A 16,323-nucleotide genomic window follows, 5' to 3' on the forward strand; every position below is an offset into this window, starting at 1 on the left:
AGCTAAGTTACAATATCCCTATTTTTTAATTCAGAGCCATCGTGTACAGCTCTGCCTTTCCGTCAACACAGCGCACACCTGTAGGCTTCGGCTCAGCTCTACAGTCCGACGTGATGTTGTACTTCTCATTATACTCCGCTTCTGACTGGTTATATTCTTTGATCAAAGCAAGCAATTCTCCCGATTCATCCGCAACGTGAGGATATGGAACATATCCCCATGGTCCGCCACAAGGCTTACTACCCAATGCTTCCACTTGCCAATCCTCAGGATTTTCACAAGGCACAGCATCAATTCTGTCCAATATTTCGCGCTTCATCATGTCCAATCTTTCTCGATCAGCCTCTTGGTTACTGGGTTCTGATTTTTCACAGGCCAATACAATTCCAAGAGTCATCAATAATATCAAAAATCTTTTCATAGCATAGAGTTTTTAGCTTTTCACCATATTAATATGAACGCACTTTTTCTATCAAAAGTGACACTTTGTGTTGTATCTAGTTGAAATAAACCAATTTCCATGCCACAATGGATAATAAGTTTTTCAAAACCTGACCGGTCATCTAATCTCCACCGACATGAGATTGTCTTTGTATTATTTTCGTTAACGAAACAGCGAACAAACTTGCACCGTTGCTCCTTTTCATTTAGAATGACTAACTTGCACCTGTCATTTAGCGATATTGACTATGAATGAAATGCTATTGCGTACAGAAAATCTAAAGTTCAGGTATGAACACTATAGCCGGGAACTTTCTTTCGATGAGATCCGTATTGCCTCTGGGCAACACACCTTATTTTTAGGCGATTCGGGCACTGGCAAAACAACCCTATTGCATCTTTTGGGTGGACTATCCAGGCCGGACCATGGGCAGGTGTATATCAAAAACGCAGCGCTCTACAAACTTGCTGATTCCAAGCTGGATACGTTCCGTGCCCAAAACATCGGTTTTATTTTCCAAGAAGCACACCTGCTGAAAAACCTGACCGTATCCGAAAACATTATACTGGCCCAATCACTGGCCAAACGCAAGGTCGACAAAACACAGGTCCACGAAGTTCTGGAAAAACTCCAGATTGCCGATAAAGCGAGCAGTTATCCTCAACAACTGAGCAGGGGCCAATTGCAAAGAGCTGCTATTGCACGTGCGGTCATCAATCGGCCGGCCATAATCATCGCCGATGAACCTACCGCAGCTTTGGACGACAAAAACACCAATCACGTGATCGATCTGCTGCTCGATACCGCTCAAAATTACGACGCCACACTACTCATCGCTACGCACGACAAAAGATTAAAAGATCATTTCTCAAACACTTATATTCTGAAATAACATCATGAGCAATATAAATCTAGTTTGGAAAAACATCACCCAACAATGGGGCTCTACACTACTGAGCATACTCCTTACGGCTTTTGGGGTAGCTATACTGACAGTCATCTATATCAGTAGTGACACCTTCGAAAAACAGTTGGACAACAACAGCAAAAACATAGACCTGGTCGTCGGGGCCAAGGGAAGTCCATTGCAGCTGATATTGAGTACACTCTACCATGTAGACAATCCTACGGGAAACATCTCCTTGGCAGAAGCCAACGAACTGGCCGCCAACCCGCTGATCCGAACCGCTGTCCCCATTTCCTTAGGCGACAATTTCAAAGGCCATCGCATCGTCGGTACAGACGGCTCTTACCTGTCGCTGTACCAACTGAAACTAGGTCAAGGCCGTTTGTGGGGAAAATCATTCGAAATCGTAATCGGTTCCGAAGTCGCACGCAAACATAATCTATCACTCGGTCAACAAATACACAGTGCACACGGCTTGTCTGCGGATGCACACATCCACGACGAACATCCCTTCACAGTTGTAGGTATATTGGATAGGTCCAATAGCATCGTAGACAATTTGATCCTGTGCAATCTGGCCAGTGTATGGGAAGTACATGGCATTGCCCATGAACACGAGCACTTACAGGGCTCCGACCACGAACATGGTGAAGGACATGATCACGCACACGGCGGAGACGATCATGATCACCAACATCATGACAATCACAGTCACCAACATACAGCAGAAGATCAGCACGCACATGATCACGGGCTTCACCACGACGAGCATGACCATCAGCATGCCACAGAAGGCCATGATCATGACCACGACCATGACCATGATCAGGAAGAATTGGTACAAGAGAAACCGCAAGCGGAGGGTTTGATCAAAAACATCGGTGAAGGTATGATGGAAGATCATGGCGTAGAAATCACCGCCTTGCTGATCCAATACAGTTCGCCGGCCGCCATAGGTGTAATACCTCGACTCATCAATCAAAGCACGCACATGCAGGCCGCCTCCCCTGCCATTGAAAGTTCGCGGATATTCTCTTTATTGGGTGTAGGATTGGACTCATTGGCTATACTGGCCTATGTCATCATGGCTATAGCCGCTTTGAGCATTTTCATCAACTTATATAATGCTCTAAAGGAACGCCAATACGATATGGCTATCATGCGAACAATGGGAGCAACCAAAACTAAACTTTTTTCGCTGGTCATAGTCGAAGGATTGATTATCACATTGATCGGGGGAGTAATAGGATTGTTGTTAGGCCATATTGCACTATATATGATCGGTACACAGACCAGCCAAAGTGCGGACTTTATCGAAGCTTTCAAAATCTATCCAAAGGAAATCTGGATACTTTTGGGAGCTGCTGCGTTGGGGTTGCTGGCTGCGATCATTCCTTCGTTCAAGGCGTATAATACCACGATTTCTAAAATATTAGCATCAAAATAAAATGAACAAGTATATATTAATCATTGCACTGCTCTTGATGTCCGTCTTATCACATGCGCAGATAAGCAATTTTCCGAGTCTGCAAGTACCTGATCACACCCCCATGATGAACAGCACATGGGAAGCCATCGACAAAATGATGTACCGCGTGACGACAAAGGACAATAAAAAGATCTACACCCCCCATTATCCACCAGAACTAAAAAAACTGGAAAACAAAATCGTCGAATTGCCCGGTTATCTGGTGCCCTTGACCAGTGGCAGGAACCATAAAACATTCATGTTGTCGGTACTCCCTGTCACGCAATGTCAGTTTTGTGGCACAAACGGAATCCCACCCATGGTAGAGATTTTTATGAAAAAAGGTGCAGTCAAGTTTACCGAAGATCCGATCAAGATAAAGGGGAAAATGAAATTCAATCCCGAACCTCTACAAGGCAATGCAGAAATACAGATATTTGATGCGGAACTAATTAATTAGTGAGCAGTAGTCAGTCACGATTCAACAAAGAAACTTCGAGACAGGATGCCAGTGCCGCAGTCTCGGTACGCAAACGGGATCCGCCTAGGGAGAGTGGAATAAAACCGGTAGCCATAGCTTGCTCGATTTCCTTTTCCGAAAAATCCCCTTCGGGTCCGATCAGTACCGTATATCGTCCACTTTTGGGAAAAGCTGTGGATATATACTTTTTTTCGGCATCCACACAGTGCGCCACACCTTTTAGCACTGCCGTATCCTCCACTGCGGATGCAATAAATTTCGAAAAAGTCATTGCTGGATTGATTTTTGGCAAATAAGCCTTTAGCGATTGCTTCATAGCCGACACAGCTACTTTTTCCAATCGTTCTATCTTGACCTCCTTACGTTCGGAATGCTCACATATAATAGGGGTAAATTCCTGCAAGCCTATCTCTGTAGCCTTTTCCAAAAACCATTCGATACGGTCGATATTTTTGGTCGGTGCCACCGCAATATGTAAATGATAAGCAGATTGACCAAAATCCTGTTCTACTTCCAATACCCGTAAACTCACACGCTTGGGATGTGGATCGACAATTTCAGTTTTGTACCGCCCTCCACGACCATCTACCAAATGAATAATATCTCCACCTTGGAGACGAAGCACACGGATAGCGTGTTTGCTCTCCTCTTCACTGAGTAAGAAAAAAGTATGATGGGACTCTATGGTGGGGGTATAGAAGTACATAGATTACGTATTACAAAGTATTGAGGCAACTGATAGAGGACAACCACTATCATCTGTCCACTGAAAAACTAATCACTTTCGTCGTCTTCCGCCGTTTCGACAAGATCCAGCTTGACAAACTCAATATTTTGCTGTGTCTTCTTCATGATGGTAAAGATATACCCAAACTTTTCGGCCGATTCGCCTACATCTGGAATCTTTTCAAACACATGACTCACCAGACCAGCTACCGTATCGTAGTCCGAGCTCTCCGGCAATTCAATCGGTAAATAGCCATTTGTATCGTGTACACTGGCTCCGGCATCGACCATAAACTCTGTATCAGAAATCTGCTCGACAACGGGAGTTTCCTCATCATACTCGTCCTGTATCTCTCCGACAAGCTCTTCGACAATATCCTCCAATGTAACCATACCTGCCGTACCACCAAACTCGTCCAGCACAAAAGCAATCTGTATACGTTTCTGCTGAAACTCCGTCATCAGATCGTTGATCTTCTTGGTCTCCGGTACAAAATAAGGCTTGCGCATAATGCTCTTCAATACGACTTCCTTACCTTTGACCACCAACGGCAAAATATCCTTGGTATGGACAATTCCGACAATCTGATCAATATTGTCATCATAAATCGGAATCCGGGAGTAACCTTCTTCGGTCACCGTTTTGATAAAATCTTCTGCCGTATCATTGACTTCTACTGCTACGATCTTTGTCCTCGGAACCATGATGTTCTTGACGATACGTTCGTTGAAGTCGAATACATTTTTGATAAGCTCATGCTCCGAGGTATTGATAGCACCACTTTCCTTACCCTTGTCCAAAAGGTACTGCAACTCTTCAGATGAATGGGCTCCTTCATGAGGCTGTGGATGTATGCCAATCAAGCGGAGCAGGAAATTGGCAAAGCCATTCAACAGCCATATGGCCGGAATAAACATGTAATAGAATATACGCAAAGGGATGGCCAGGCGCATAGTCGTAGCGACAGGTTTTTGGATAGCAATAGATTTAGGCGCTAGCTCACCCAACACCACGTGCATGATAGTAATGATACCAAATGCCAGAATATGCCCTCCGGTTCTCGCCCATCCTGTGGAGATATCGATACCGACAAGACTAAACATCCTATTGACAATCTCGGTCATCACAGCCTCTCCTACCCACCCCAGAGCCAGTGAAGCCAACGTGATACCCAGTTGGGTAGCAGCCAGGTATCCATCCAAATGTTCTGTAATATTTTTTGCAATTTTTGCCACACGGCTTCCCGATTTGGCCTGTAGCTCAATCTGCGAAGCCCTCACTTTGACAATAGCAAACTCTGCCGCTACGAAGAAGCCATTCGCCAGCACCAAAAATATTGTCCAAAAAATATCAAGAGCCATTCAGATCCTATTTGTTACGAATTTCTGTGTCGTACAACTTTACACTCTCTAAGATAATATTTTGTGCGTAAGAACGTCCATACAAATTTTCAATTGTTACATTCTTGCCTTCCAAAGCCTTATAATCCTGAAAAAAACGCACGATTTCCTTCATCGTATGTGGTGGCAATTCCGAGAGATCCTCTATATAATTGACCGACATATCATTTTTGGCCACCGCAATGATCTTGTCATCCTGCTCACCACCATCAATCATGTGCATGACACCTATGACTTTGGCTTCGATCATACTCATCGGGAATACATCAACCGAACAAAGCACCAAAATATCCAAGGGATCCTTGTCATCACAGTAGGTTTGTGGAATAAATCCGTAATTGGCGGGATACATCACCGATGAAAATAACACACGGTCCAACTTCAACAATCCACTGTCTTTGTCTATTTCATACTTCGCTTTAGAACCTTTAGGTATCTCAATAATTGCATTTACGGAATTCGGCAGGTCCTCACCGGGAGAAACCTGATGCCAAGGATGTTGTGTACTCATTAATATACTATATACTGTTGTTTGTTTTGTTCTTATTGTTTTTCAACCATCTTTTCAATAGCGCTATCGCAATGGGCAAGAAAGCTATAATGACCAATGCCACGATGATATACTCTACATAGTTTCGTATTTCCGGAAATTGAACACCCAAAAAGTAACCACTCAATGTCAATAAAGATACCCACAAAAGAGCACCAACAATATTGTAGAGCACAAACTTTCTAAAGTTCAATTTGACCACGCCTGCAAATATCGGCGCAAAGGTACGAATAATTGGGACAAACCGACCTATAATAAGTGCAGTGCCGCCATATTTTTGGTAAAATTCTTCAGCCATGATCACATACTTTCGCTTGAAGAGCAATGAATCCTTTCGCTTGAAGAGCATGGGGCCCGTTCGATGGCCAAACCAGTACCCCACAAAATTGCCCAATATACCCGCAGCAAGTATGCCGAAGTACATTGTCGTGATCGATACATTGATGTCGCCTGAAGCACAGAAAAGTCCCGCTAAAAAGAGCAGGTAATCTCCAGGCAGAAAAAAACCAAAAAACAATCCGGTCTCCGCAAACACAATCAAACAGACCAAGTAGAATCCGCCGTGACTAAGCAGATATTCCGGGTCCATCAACTGTTGGAAACTGACTAAAAAATCTTGCATATATCTTGGATTAAATGCCCGTCCTATTCAGCATTTGTAATTTCGGCGATAGCCTTACGGATATTTTCAGCGATTTCGCTCATTTCCTCTGCCGGGAGGGATAATTTGGGCCGCTCAAAATTCATATCATGAACCTGATTTATAGGTATCAAGTGGATATGGGCATGTGCGACTTCCAGTCCTACCACCGCAACACCTACTTTTGGGCAGGGAAACACCTGCTTGACCCCTTGAGCCACGATTTTAGCAAATACCCACATACCCATGTATTCTTCGTCTTCGATATCGAAAATATAATCCGTTTCTTTTTTGGGAATCACCAATACATGTCCACGGGTCAGTGGATTGATGTCTAAAAAAGCTAAATAATCATTACTTTCGGCAACTTTGTAGGAAGGAATTTCGCCAGATACTATCTTAGAAAATATTGTAGACATACTTCTTTTTCTGCTTCAATAAAAAGCAAAGATAATAAAAAGTATACAGACTATGCGAAGACAGTGTTATACTTTTATTGTCATCTTTAGGCGTTAGGCTGAAACGGAGTTCATTGTAGGATATTGCCTACTATCCGTAGTGTTAAGCGCAGCGCACTACGGATCAATAATGAAAGGTAGTCTGAGACTACCTGCATACAAAAGTCCGTAGAGACCCTACGGAACTCTACGGACAGCAATGATATTATAAATCTGCAAAACACTGACCACTGATAGCTGACTACTGACCACTGACACCTACATCAAAGGTTTCGATCCACTGGCCTGTATATGTGCAATCTTATATTGAAACATTTCGGCCATTTTCTCCCCACGCCAGATAGCTTCATCTGCTACCGGACCTGTAAAAAATTCCCCCACTGTTCCTTTCCAAAGACCAAGCCATCGCTCAAAATGCGATGCATCTACAGGTAGAAACGCATGTGGCGGAAAGGGACTGCCAAAATAGGTATGTTCGCCCAGCAGTACGGTCTGCCAAAAAGTGTACATCTTTTTGAGATGCTCGTCCCATCTTCCATCCAATATACCATTAAAAATAGGTCCGATGTAATCATCCTTCTGTACACGTCCATAAAACGTGTTGACCAGCAATTGAATATCCTCTATACAGGTAATATCTTTCTTATCCATAACATACAATACATCTTTCCCTAAACAAGATCTATATACATAATAAAGTAATACAGTGCCCAGCCTGAAAAACCAATAATCAGCAACCATACCCACCACGGAATCCCTTGTGGAGTCTCACTACCCTCGATCAAAAACAGACTTTGGTTTCCTTTACCATATGCATTGATCATGATGGGTACCCGGCCATCTACCACCGCATCCTCCTTGATACCCACTACATCAATGGCAGGTCCATTCCTTACTTCAAAAGGTATGATCCTCATCCCTTCCTTGCCCGAAGGATCCTTGCCAACGATACGCAGACGATGGGGACCGTCGACCAGCTTGTGGGTATCCAGCTCAAAGGTAACTGGTGTAAAAACTTCGGCTACCGGTATAGTATCGTCATCTATAAAAATATAAACTTTACTTTTCTCACTCATCATCTTCCGGGTTTAAAATCATCCTCTTAATATGATCTTGCTTATCCTCTCCGGGCCTAAGCAACCATTTGATCGAGTAAAACAAAGTAACCAATACAACCAGTGCAATCAGAGCCACAATAAAATAATCCCAATTGCTATCCGGGCCTGCCCCATGAACCCAGCCACGGAACAGCTTAGGTTGTCGACGATCACATACCGGACATCCAAATGCCTGCATACAACCCAATAGTACAAAGCTAAGCAGTATTATCTTTCTTTTCATACTTATTTTGCTTGAAGTTTGACAAAGTCTACGATTTGTTTGATTTCTTCGGCAGTCACTTTCTTGCCATTATTTCCCCAGCTGCTTCTCTCAAAGTTGATAATGGCGGCTACTTCATGCTCTGTAAAACCGGCATTGACCCCTACCGCAGCCATAGCGCCGTACTCCGGATGCGCATCGTATCCGTTCATGATGATATCGATATACAACTCCAGATCATCCCCTTCTACAACAGGACTCCCTTTCAACGGAGGGAAAGCTCCGGGAAGGCCCATACCATCTGCTTGGTGACAGGCTTGGCAATTTGCCACATACAAAGCCTGTCCATCCAGTTCCTGTGCACCATCGTCCCCTTTCGTCCCTTCCGCTTTCTTCTCCCTTTTGTAAAGAAAATCAAGTGCTGCTATACTTTCGGGCAAAGGAGCCTGTTTCAAGGATTGCAGATACGCTACCAGTTGCAGAGCCTCTTTCGTGGCAACGACCTGACGCCCGTCCTTGGGTGCATATTCCTCAGGCAAACGTACCACCACGTCAGCATCACCCACCTGCTCTTTGTATGCAAACAGAAACGGGTAGGCGGGCATAATCGACTCCTTGACTACAATACGGGGATTGAAAAGATGCACCAGATTCCAATCCAAGCTCGGCTGTCTGTTGCCAACATCTGTCAGATCGGGTCCCGTACGTTCGGTCCCCATGAGTGTTGCTGTATTGCGCCATATATCTGTCCGACCGATATGGGCATAGTCTGCCGCCATACTCGGCCGGTGCCCCCACACCTTGTCCATATCTACATTACGAACCTGCTGTGTGTGACAGGCTACACAACCATGTGATATATACAAAGCCTTGCCTTGAAGAGCATCTTCCGACAAGGGCTCGGCCGATGGCAAAGGCGCGTTGATCACTTGATTGTGCAGCGCAGGCACTACTGCTACAAAAATGGTGAGGATGACAAAAAACAACGTTGCCGTTAAAAACAAATTCTTATGATTATCAAAAAAACTCATGACTACGATTAATGATGGTTATGCCGATATTTCTTTATCCTCCAGTTTCTTCACGATTTCTTCCTCTACGTCCATAGGCGTAGGCACGACGATCATCTTGTACATATTGTATGCAAAGAATAGATGTGACAACCACATCAAACTACCTCCAATAGCCCGCCAAAGCCAGTGGGGTGCCATCGAAATCACGCCTTGGATAAAAGGCTGTCCTTCCAACCACATGATACCTTTGAGCGTACTGCCATACATCAAGGGCACCGTATAGAACATCATTCCGATCAGGGCCAACCAAAAATGCGCACCTATAGAAATCTGAGGGGCCTCCTGTCCCGTGAACCGGGGTACGATGGCATAGATACCTGCCCATAGGAAAAAGCAGATAATACCGTACATCGTCAAATGCGAGTGGGCAACCGTAAAATCCGTAAAGTGCCAAATCAGATTGGTCGATCGAAAGGCTTCGGCCGTCCCCTGCATCGAACCCGTAAAGTAAAAGATCGTACCTACCAAGAAAAAAGGCAATGTATAGCTGTCCTTGACCTTAAACCAAGCTCCCTTGAATGTCATCAGAAAATTGGTCGTACCCGCGATGACAGGTATAGCCATACCTGCACTACCCACAATGGCGACAGTCTGCAACCACCAAGGTATTGCACTAAAAACAAAATGGTGCGTACCGATAAGGGTATAAAACAGGATCTGTGTCCAAAATGCCAGTACACCAAGGCTATATGAATAAATAGGCTTGTTAAGCTGCTGTGGAAGAAAGTAATAAACGAGACCAAGTGTAAACAGCATAAACCACATGCCTACACCCTGGTGCATATAATACCCCTGCACGATGGTCTCTCCTAAGCCCTGTTGCCAAAAAGGCAAATAGGCTACCAAAGCAATGACGATGGTAAATATAATGGCCGAAACGATGTACCAGTTTGAAATATAAATCTCGCGTGTCGTCCGTCGAGCGATGGTCTTATAAAAATTGATCAGTGTCAGCACCAATGCTATTGCAAAAAGCAACATAATGGGCCAGATATATTCGCGGTATTCTCCCCCACCGTTATTGACCCCCGCCATGAGTGATACCGTACCAAGCAATACCGAGGTATTGATCAAGTGCATGGAATACCAGCCCCATTTCAAGCTATATAGGCGCACGTTGCTTACCCTAGGCACAACATAATACGCCAATCCGATCATGGCCATAGAGGCCCATCCCCAAAATACGGCGTTGGTATGTACAGGACGCAATCTCCCAAAACTCAACCAGCTCGCACTATCTATATCCGGCGCCACAAACTTGATCCCTACATATTCACCTACCGTCGTGCCGAATAACAACCAAAACGTAGCCGACACCAAGTATCCTATCACCATTTTGGATAATGCCGGATCAATGTTAGGCCGGGGCACAGCTTTTTTCTTGACGGAAACAATCTGCACACCTGTATTTGAATCGATGCGCAAAAGCCCTCGATAGTCTTTGGCAGTAGCCGTCCCCGAAAGACTATTGGTTTCGACCTGATAATCCAAGGCTGCCTTACGACCTTCAAGTTCCTGTTCTATTTCCTGCAAATCCACTTTTTCGAGCAAGTCAGCGACCTCTTGAGCCTCTTCTCCTCGTACCTGCCTATCCAATGTATGCAAGCGTTTCCCAATTTTTGCAAAAAGAATCAATACGGCCATAACTACCGGAATAGCCAATAGGACAAGCGTGATAATCACACCTCCTTGTTGCAATAAATTATCTCTGGTCACAGCAGATTGCTGTGCCAGCAATGGCGATGGAAGTAAACTAAATGAAAGTCCGGACAAGAGGGATATGATCACCCCCGTATGACCCTGCTGCTTTCTTTTGTGTTGCAAAACCCGTGTAATCTGACTGCTGTTCAGCCTCTTTAAATGAAACCGCAACTTATCTTCTTGCTTGGCAACCTCCTTCCGCAATGGTTTGGTCACATTTTCAATCTTTTCACCAACCAAAAGAACCACAATCAACAACACAACAGCCAGCAATAGAGCTATACATAAAAGCAGATCCGCACCTTTCCATTGATAAGAATAGGGTGTCGTCCGCTCTAGGGCTGTAGCTATCGATACTTTGGAAAAGACCAAAGCAAAACATAAAAATCTCAAAAAACTTTTTTTTCTCATCGTTTATTGCACATCTATATCGAACATTGGGTTAATGTAACCGCTTTCCATAGACTAAACCACGAAAAGCCATTCTTTCGACAACGAGACAAAGTAACAACAAAAAATAATAAAAGACAAAAAAGTCTTTTATTATTTTAGAAAGTAGGGGCAAAAAATATTTTTTGCCCCTACTTTCTAAAATTACCCTAACTGAAACGCAATCTTATGCTCTTCGATCATTTTACGGAGATTGGCCAATGCATAACGCATCCTGCCCAACGCTGTATTGATACTCACATCCATGACTTCTGCGATTTCTTTGAAACTCATATCGCAAAAATGCCGCATGATGAGTACTTCTTTCTGATCGTCGGGCAACATTTGAATGAGGCGTTTCAGATCGACGTCCTGTTGCTTTTTGACCAGCTTATTTTCGGGGGCTTCCTCCGCAAAATCCAACAGTTCAAAGATATCGTACCCATCTCCATCCACGACCGTCGGACCTCTTTTCTCCCGCCGGAAATGGTCGATCACCATATTGTTGGCAATACGGATGACCCATGGCAAAAACTTCCCCTCATCATTATAGCGTCCCGCTTTCAGCGTATTGATGACTTTAATAAATGTTTCTTGAAAAATATCCTCAGCGAGGAATTCGTCCTTGACACGGACATATATAGCGGTATAAACTTTGGTTTTGTATCTTTCGATCAAAATCCGTAAACCATCTTCATTACCCTTTATATAGGCTTGAATAAGCTCTTGATCACTCTTGTTTTTCAATAGTTCCATAATCTACCTAATTTAAGTTAGGATTTAGTAAACAATTAAGAGTAATAGTGCTCCGATAGGCAGTGTATTTTTTGATTGATTACGCTAAAATACAGTAAAATTTGGCAGTTCCCAAAGTATTCAGCTTTTATTTAACACTAATTCACATTTTTCCCGTCCCTACTTTGTTAACACAAAAAAAGCCCCAAAGTTTTCGTTTGGGGCTTTCTTTTTCAGCTTTTCTAAAGTCCAAAACTTTGGAAAAGCCAAACAGTTATCTATACAGTGGGAATTGTGCCATCAAAGCTTTTGCTTTTTCCTGTATTTTTGCCAATTGAGCTTCATTCGAACGATTTTGTAAAGCCTCATCGATCAATTCGCCGATCTGTATCATCTCGGCCTCTTTCACGCCACGTGTAGTGACAGCCGCCGTTCCAAATCGTACCCCGGATGTCACAAAAGGTGAACGTGTATCAAACGGCACCATATTTTTGTTGGTCGTGATACCCGCTTGTCCCAATACAGCCTCGGCTTCTTTACCTGAAATATCCTTATTGCGCAAGTCTACAAGCATCAAGTGATTGTCCGTCCCTCCGGAAATAATCTTGTAATCACGATCTACAAAGAATTTTGCCAATGCTTGGGCATTTCGCTGTACCTGCTTAGTATATTCCAGATAGTCATCGCTCAATGCTTCGCCATAAGCAATAGCTTTGGCTGCAATAGTATGCTCCAATGGACCTCCTTGTGTACCTGGGAACACAGCCAAGTCCAGCAATTGTGTGATCGTACGTATTTCACCTTTAGGTGTTTTGATGCCCCAAGGATTTTCAAAGTCCTTGCCTACCATAATCATACCTCCACGTGGGCCACGCAAAGTTTTGTGCGTCGTCGTAGTCACGATATGACAATGTGGAAGCGGATTGCTCAATAAACCTTTAGCAATCAAACCTGCCGGGTGCGAAATATCGGCCATGACCAAAGCACCTATTTCATCGGCAACCTTGCGGATACGTGCATAATCCCAATCCCGCGAATAAGCCGAAGCACCGCAGATAATCATTTTTGGTTTTTCACGAAGTGCCGTTTCTTCCAATTGTTCGTAGTCGATAAGACCTGTATCTTCTTTTACGCCATAGAACAATGGTTCGTAGATTTTACCGGAAAGGTTGGCAGGCGAACCGTGGGTCAAGTGCCCTCCATGCGATAAGTCAAGACCTAAAATTTTATCACCGGGTTTGATCGTTGCCAAAAAAACAGCAGCATTAGCCTGTGCTCCCGAATGCGGTTGTACATTCACCCACTCGGCACCGAAAAGTTTCTTCGCACGATCGATGGCTATAGTCTCAATTTCATCGACCACCTCGCAACCTCCATAATAGCGTTTGCCTGGAAGACCTTCCGCATATTTGTTGGTCAATACGGAACCAGCAGCTTCCATGACTTGTTTACTTACGAAGTTTTCTGATGCAATCAGCTCGATACCTTCTTCTTGGCGTTTTAGCTCGTCAGCGATAAGATTAAAGATAACTTGATCTCTTTCCATTGTTTGTATTTGTATGATAAATAAGGCGTAAAATTTATTTGCTGCAAATATAATACATTAATCTGAAACCTAAACGCATACGGTTTTGAAAACTTTACTGTGCCAACTCCTTTTTTAGCATGATCTGCGCCGCATCATATGGATTGACTTCCAATTCATTGACATGGCGTAATACTACAGCTATATAATCGTCCAAACCCGCATTTTCGGGCTGTCCCTTACGCGCATTTCGCAGCAACGAGATCGTACGCTCTTTCAAGTCCTTGACGATGGTCCAAGCTGCATCCGACACATAAAGTTGCTGTGTAAAATTATGTTGGTATTCATTTTCAATGTCTGCCTGTATAGCCTGGCGAAATTGCTCCACGGTCAATTGAGGGTCGTGATGGCGTATCATGACTTGGGCTGGCGAAATGCGATGTACCAAGAGCAACAAGCGTTCGTAAGCCGCAAACTTCAATTGTAGATAATCCTTGGTCAAAGCCTTATGCTGATTGAGATTGTTCACTTTCAGCAAATAGTTTTCGATTTTGGGCCAAATGATATAAAAAGCCAGAACCAATGCCACAAAAACACCAAATACAAGCACAAAAAGCTGTTTGAAAAAATCTATATATTCCATCTGTTATTCTATGTTTACCTATTGTCAAAAAATACCTATATCCTATTTTGTGCCTAAAAATATGTATTTTTGTCAAAGAGATTGTCTAAAAATATTTTTTATAGTTTTCTCTTGTCATGCTCGGTTTAATACAAATCGAAACGAATAACGCTAAATTGTCATCTTGAGGCTCACCGAAGGATCTGTTCGAATGAAGATTATATAGTTTACAGGTCCCTCCAAAGTGGGGATGACAGAAAGAAGATAAAGATCATGAGTACAGAAAATATACAGACAGCAGCACCTGTAACGCTGACAGCCGGAGCTCTGACCGAGCTCAGAAAACTAATCGATCAGCAGGAGATTGGTTCAGATTTTGGTCTACGTATAGGTGTAGAGGGCGGAGGCTGTTCGGGTATGAGCTATATATTGGGATTTGACCAAAAGAAAGAGGGCGATTCAGAATACGAGATCGAAGGTATCCGGGTATTTATGAACAAGGCACATGGTCTGTATCTGGCTGGTATGGAGATTGATTTCAAAAACGGCCTGGATGCAAGAGGCTTCACATTCAATAACCCCAATGCCACAAGCACCTGCGGTTGCGGAAGCTCTTTTTCAGCATAAATAATAAAACAAAGTCTTCCGAAGTTTAAGGACCGATTTCAATATTTTTTTATTGTCATGCTGAACCTTGGTGACTTGAGAAGCAATCATTCGTACAATCTAAAACTTATACGAATGAATAACCAGCTGTTCACATATAATGTATAGATATTGATCTCTCCTTAATTCGGGATCCACATGACAGCTTTTAGACCTTCAGCTCCCCAGGAGATATACCGTAATACTTTTTAAAAGCACTACTGAAATTATTCTGGTGTCCAAACCCTGTCAATAAGGCGACTTCATAAACAGAAAGTTTATCCTCCAACAGGTATGTCCTTGCTCTTTCCATACGTATCCGGGTCAAATAATCGTGGATCGTAACGGAAAAATATTCCTTAAAATCTTTGCGCAATTTGCTTTCGCTCATCAATACTTCAGCAGCAAGCTCCTTTTGGGTAGGTGGGTTTGCTATACGCTGTTCCAATATCTGCCTGGCCAATTCCAACCGCTCCACATCCTCATCATTGAACGAGACATCATGATGTTGTCTCTTATCGTTATATTGCTCAAACTGGTACATCAGCAATTCAACCACACGGGATTCTGTATGAAGACGGCGTATCTCTCCAGTCTTTTTCGACTCGATCAGTTCCGAAATGGTATGCTGCATCTCGTGGGTAGCCATGAGGTCCTCTTCGGAAAAGGAAACATATTCCCCCTTTTCTATCTCTTCGACAAAATGCCTATGCAATAAAGAATCCCGTTTGATCAAGTTGAGATAATAGTCCTTGGAAATGACTGCTATGAAATAATTGTATTCTATACCCTCGCGGACTTCATGTACGGATTTTACGGAGGGAATATACCGGATATTGTGCCGGCTCATTCCATACGGCAACTTACTATCTGCCGATTTGTAAAATATAAATTGACTGGTGATCGCTTCCCCTTCCACTTCGGTATGGATATGGACAGGCTTATCAAAAAACATTTTGGCATGCAGAATGAAAAGACCACTGGTAGACAGCTGAAAGTTGGACATTTGGATCGGGCTTCGGCGGATTTCAAGGCGATTTTCGACCAAAGGTTTGTCCGGTATATAATGATCTGGTATTTCCTCGATAAAAAGCCAGTCGTCCAACTCTACTATTTTACTCTTTACCAACATAATATCCAGTCAAAATTTTCCTTCTCCAAGTTTAAAGTTACAACTTTTCAAAGAGAAAAGTAATTTTA

At 43.3% G+C, this 16,323-nt stretch carries 19 protein-coding genes; 4 read left to right on the top strand and 15 right to left on the bottom strand.

What is annotated here, in order from left to right; all coding sequences use genetic code 11:
• Positions 1-25: 25 nt before the first annotated feature.
• Entirely contained in the window at positions 26-421 is a 396-nt protein-coding gene (locus G5B00_RS13205; RefSeq protein ID WP_163876165.1) for a hypothetical protein, read from the bottom strand.
• A gap of 268 nt (positions 422-689) precedes the next feature.
• On the opposite strand from G5B00_RS13205, the gene G5B00_RS13210 reads away from it, so the two are divergent.
• The 3 genes from G5B00_RS13210 to G5B00_RS13220 are packed head-to-tail and all read left to right on the top strand — an operon-like array spanning position 690 to position 3,277.
• Entirely contained in the window at positions 690-1,334 is a 645-nt protein-coding gene (locus G5B00_RS13210; RefSeq protein ID WP_163876168.1) for an ABC transporter ATP-binding protein, read from the top strand.
• A gap of 4 nt (positions 1,335-1,338) precedes the next feature.
• A complete protein-coding gene (locus G5B00_RS13215; protein ID WP_163876171.1) occupies positions 1,339-2,796 on the top strand; it encodes an ABC transporter permease in 1,458 nt (485 codons plus the stop codon).
• 1 nt (position 2,797) lies between these two features.
• Positions 2,798-3,277: a hypothetical protein gene (locus G5B00_RS13220; protein ID WP_163876174.1), complete on the top strand. Its 480-nt coding sequence runs from the start codon at positions 2,798-2,800 to the stop codon at positions 3,275-3,277.
• Positions 3,278-3,287: 10 nt separating this feature from the next.
• Here G5B00_RS13220 and G5B00_RS13225 read toward each other — a convergent pair whose 3' ends face one another.
• The 13 genes from G5B00_RS13225 to G5B00_RS13285 all read right to left on the bottom strand — a co-directional run bounded on the left by G5B00_RS13225 (position 3,288) and on the right by G5B00_RS13285 (position 14,499).
• Positions 3,288-4,004: a 16S rRNA (uracil(1498)-N(3))-methyltransferase gene (locus G5B00_RS13225; RefSeq protein WP_163876177.1), complete on the bottom strand. Its 717-nt coding sequence runs from the start codon at positions 4,002-4,004 to the stop codon at positions 3,288-3,290.
• A gap of 68 nt (positions 4,005-4,072) precedes the next feature.
• Positions 4,073-5,386, bottom strand: a complete 1,314-nt coding sequence (locus tag G5B00_RS13230; protein ID WP_163876180.1) for a hemolysin family protein — start codon at positions 5,384-5,386, stop codon at positions 4,073-4,075.
• 7 nt (positions 5,387-5,393) lie between these two features.
• A complete protein-coding gene (locus tag G5B00_RS13235; RefSeq protein WP_163876183.1) occupies positions 5,394-5,936 on the bottom strand; it encodes an inorganic diphosphatase in 543 nt (180 codons plus the stop codon).
• A gap of 7 nt (positions 5,937-5,943) precedes the next feature.
• Positions 5,944-6,597, bottom strand: coding sequence for a DedA family protein (locus tag G5B00_RS13240; protein ID WP_163876186.1), 654 nt, complete (start codon positions 6,595-6,597; stop codon positions 5,944-5,946).
• Between the two features lie 23 nt (positions 6,598-6,620).
• On the bottom strand, positions 6,621-7,034 hold the full coding sequence (locus G5B00_RS13245; RefSeq protein ID WP_163876189.1) for an HIT family protein: 414 nt from the start codon (positions 7,032-7,034) through the stop codon (positions 6,621-6,623).
• Positions 7,035-7,331: 297 nt separating this feature from the next.
• Entirely contained in the window at positions 7,332-7,724 is a 393-nt protein-coding gene (locus G5B00_RS13250) for a group III truncated hemoglobin (RefSeq protein WP_163876192.1), read from the bottom strand.
• A gap of 20 nt (positions 7,725-7,744) precedes the next feature.
• Complete coding sequence (locus G5B00_RS13255; RefSeq protein ID WP_240894485.1) at positions 7,745-8,152, bottom strand: cytochrome C; 408 nt, start codon at positions 8,150-8,152, stop codon at positions 7,745-7,747.
• Positions 8,142-8,414, bottom strand: coding sequence for a hypothetical protein (locus tag G5B00_RS13260; RefSeq protein WP_205966421.1), 273 nt, complete (start codon positions 8,412-8,414; stop codon positions 8,142-8,144). Before G5B00_RS13260 ends, G5B00_RS13255 begins: the two co-directional genes overlap by 11 nt.
• Before the next feature lie 2 nt (positions 8,415-8,416).
• Positions 8,417-9,424, bottom strand: a complete 1,008-nt coding sequence (locus tag G5B00_RS13265) for a cbb3-type cytochrome c oxidase subunit II (protein WP_163876195.1) — start codon at positions 9,422-9,424, stop codon at positions 8,417-8,419.
• Between the two features lie 18 nt (positions 9,425-9,442).
• Positions 9,443-11,578 (bottom strand): cbb3-type cytochrome c oxidase subunit I, encoded by a 2,136-nt coding sequence (locus G5B00_RS13270; protein ID WP_163876198.1) that lies wholly within the window; start codon positions 11,576-11,578, stop codon positions 9,443-9,445.
• 183 nt (positions 11,579-11,761) lie between these two features.
• Complete coding sequence (locus tag G5B00_RS13275; protein WP_163876201.1) at positions 11,762-12,352, bottom strand: RNA polymerase sigma factor; 591 nt, start codon at positions 12,350-12,352, stop codon at positions 11,762-11,764.
• Between the two features lie 253 nt (positions 12,353-12,605).
• The gene (gene glyA / locus G5B00_RS13280) at positions 12,606-13,877 is read right to left on the bottom strand and encodes a serine hydroxymethyltransferase (RefSeq protein ID WP_163876204.1); all 1,272 of its coding nucleotides are present in this window, start codon (positions 13,875-13,877) and stop codon (positions 12,606-12,608) included.
• Between the two features lie 94 nt (positions 13,878-13,971).
• Positions 13,972-14,499: a hypothetical protein gene (locus G5B00_RS13285; RefSeq protein ID WP_163876207.1), complete on the bottom strand. Its 528-nt coding sequence runs from the start codon at positions 14,497-14,499 to the stop codon at positions 13,972-13,974.
• A gap of 252 nt (positions 14,500-14,751) precedes the next feature.
• Between G5B00_RS13285 and G5B00_RS13290 the strand changes: the two genes are divergently transcribed.
• Positions 14,752-15,105 (top strand): HesB/IscA family protein, encoded by a 354-nt coding sequence (locus G5B00_RS13290; protein ID WP_163876210.1) that lies wholly within the window; start codon positions 14,752-14,754, stop codon positions 15,103-15,105.
• A gap of 187 nt (positions 15,106-15,292) precedes the next feature.
• Here the strand turns inward: G5B00_RS13290 and G5B00_RS13295 are convergent, their stop codons facing one another.
• Entirely contained in the window at positions 15,293-16,255 is a 963-nt protein-coding gene (locus G5B00_RS13295; protein ID WP_163876213.1) for a helix-turn-helix transcriptional regulator, read from the bottom strand.
• Positions 16,256-16,323: the final 68 nt, after the last annotated feature.

Origin of the sequence: Parapedobacter sp. SGR-10 (assembly GCF_011030405.1) — a bacterium.
Lineage (GTDB): Bacteria > Bacteroidota > Bacteroidia > Sphingobacteriales > Sphingobacteriaceae > Sphingobacterium.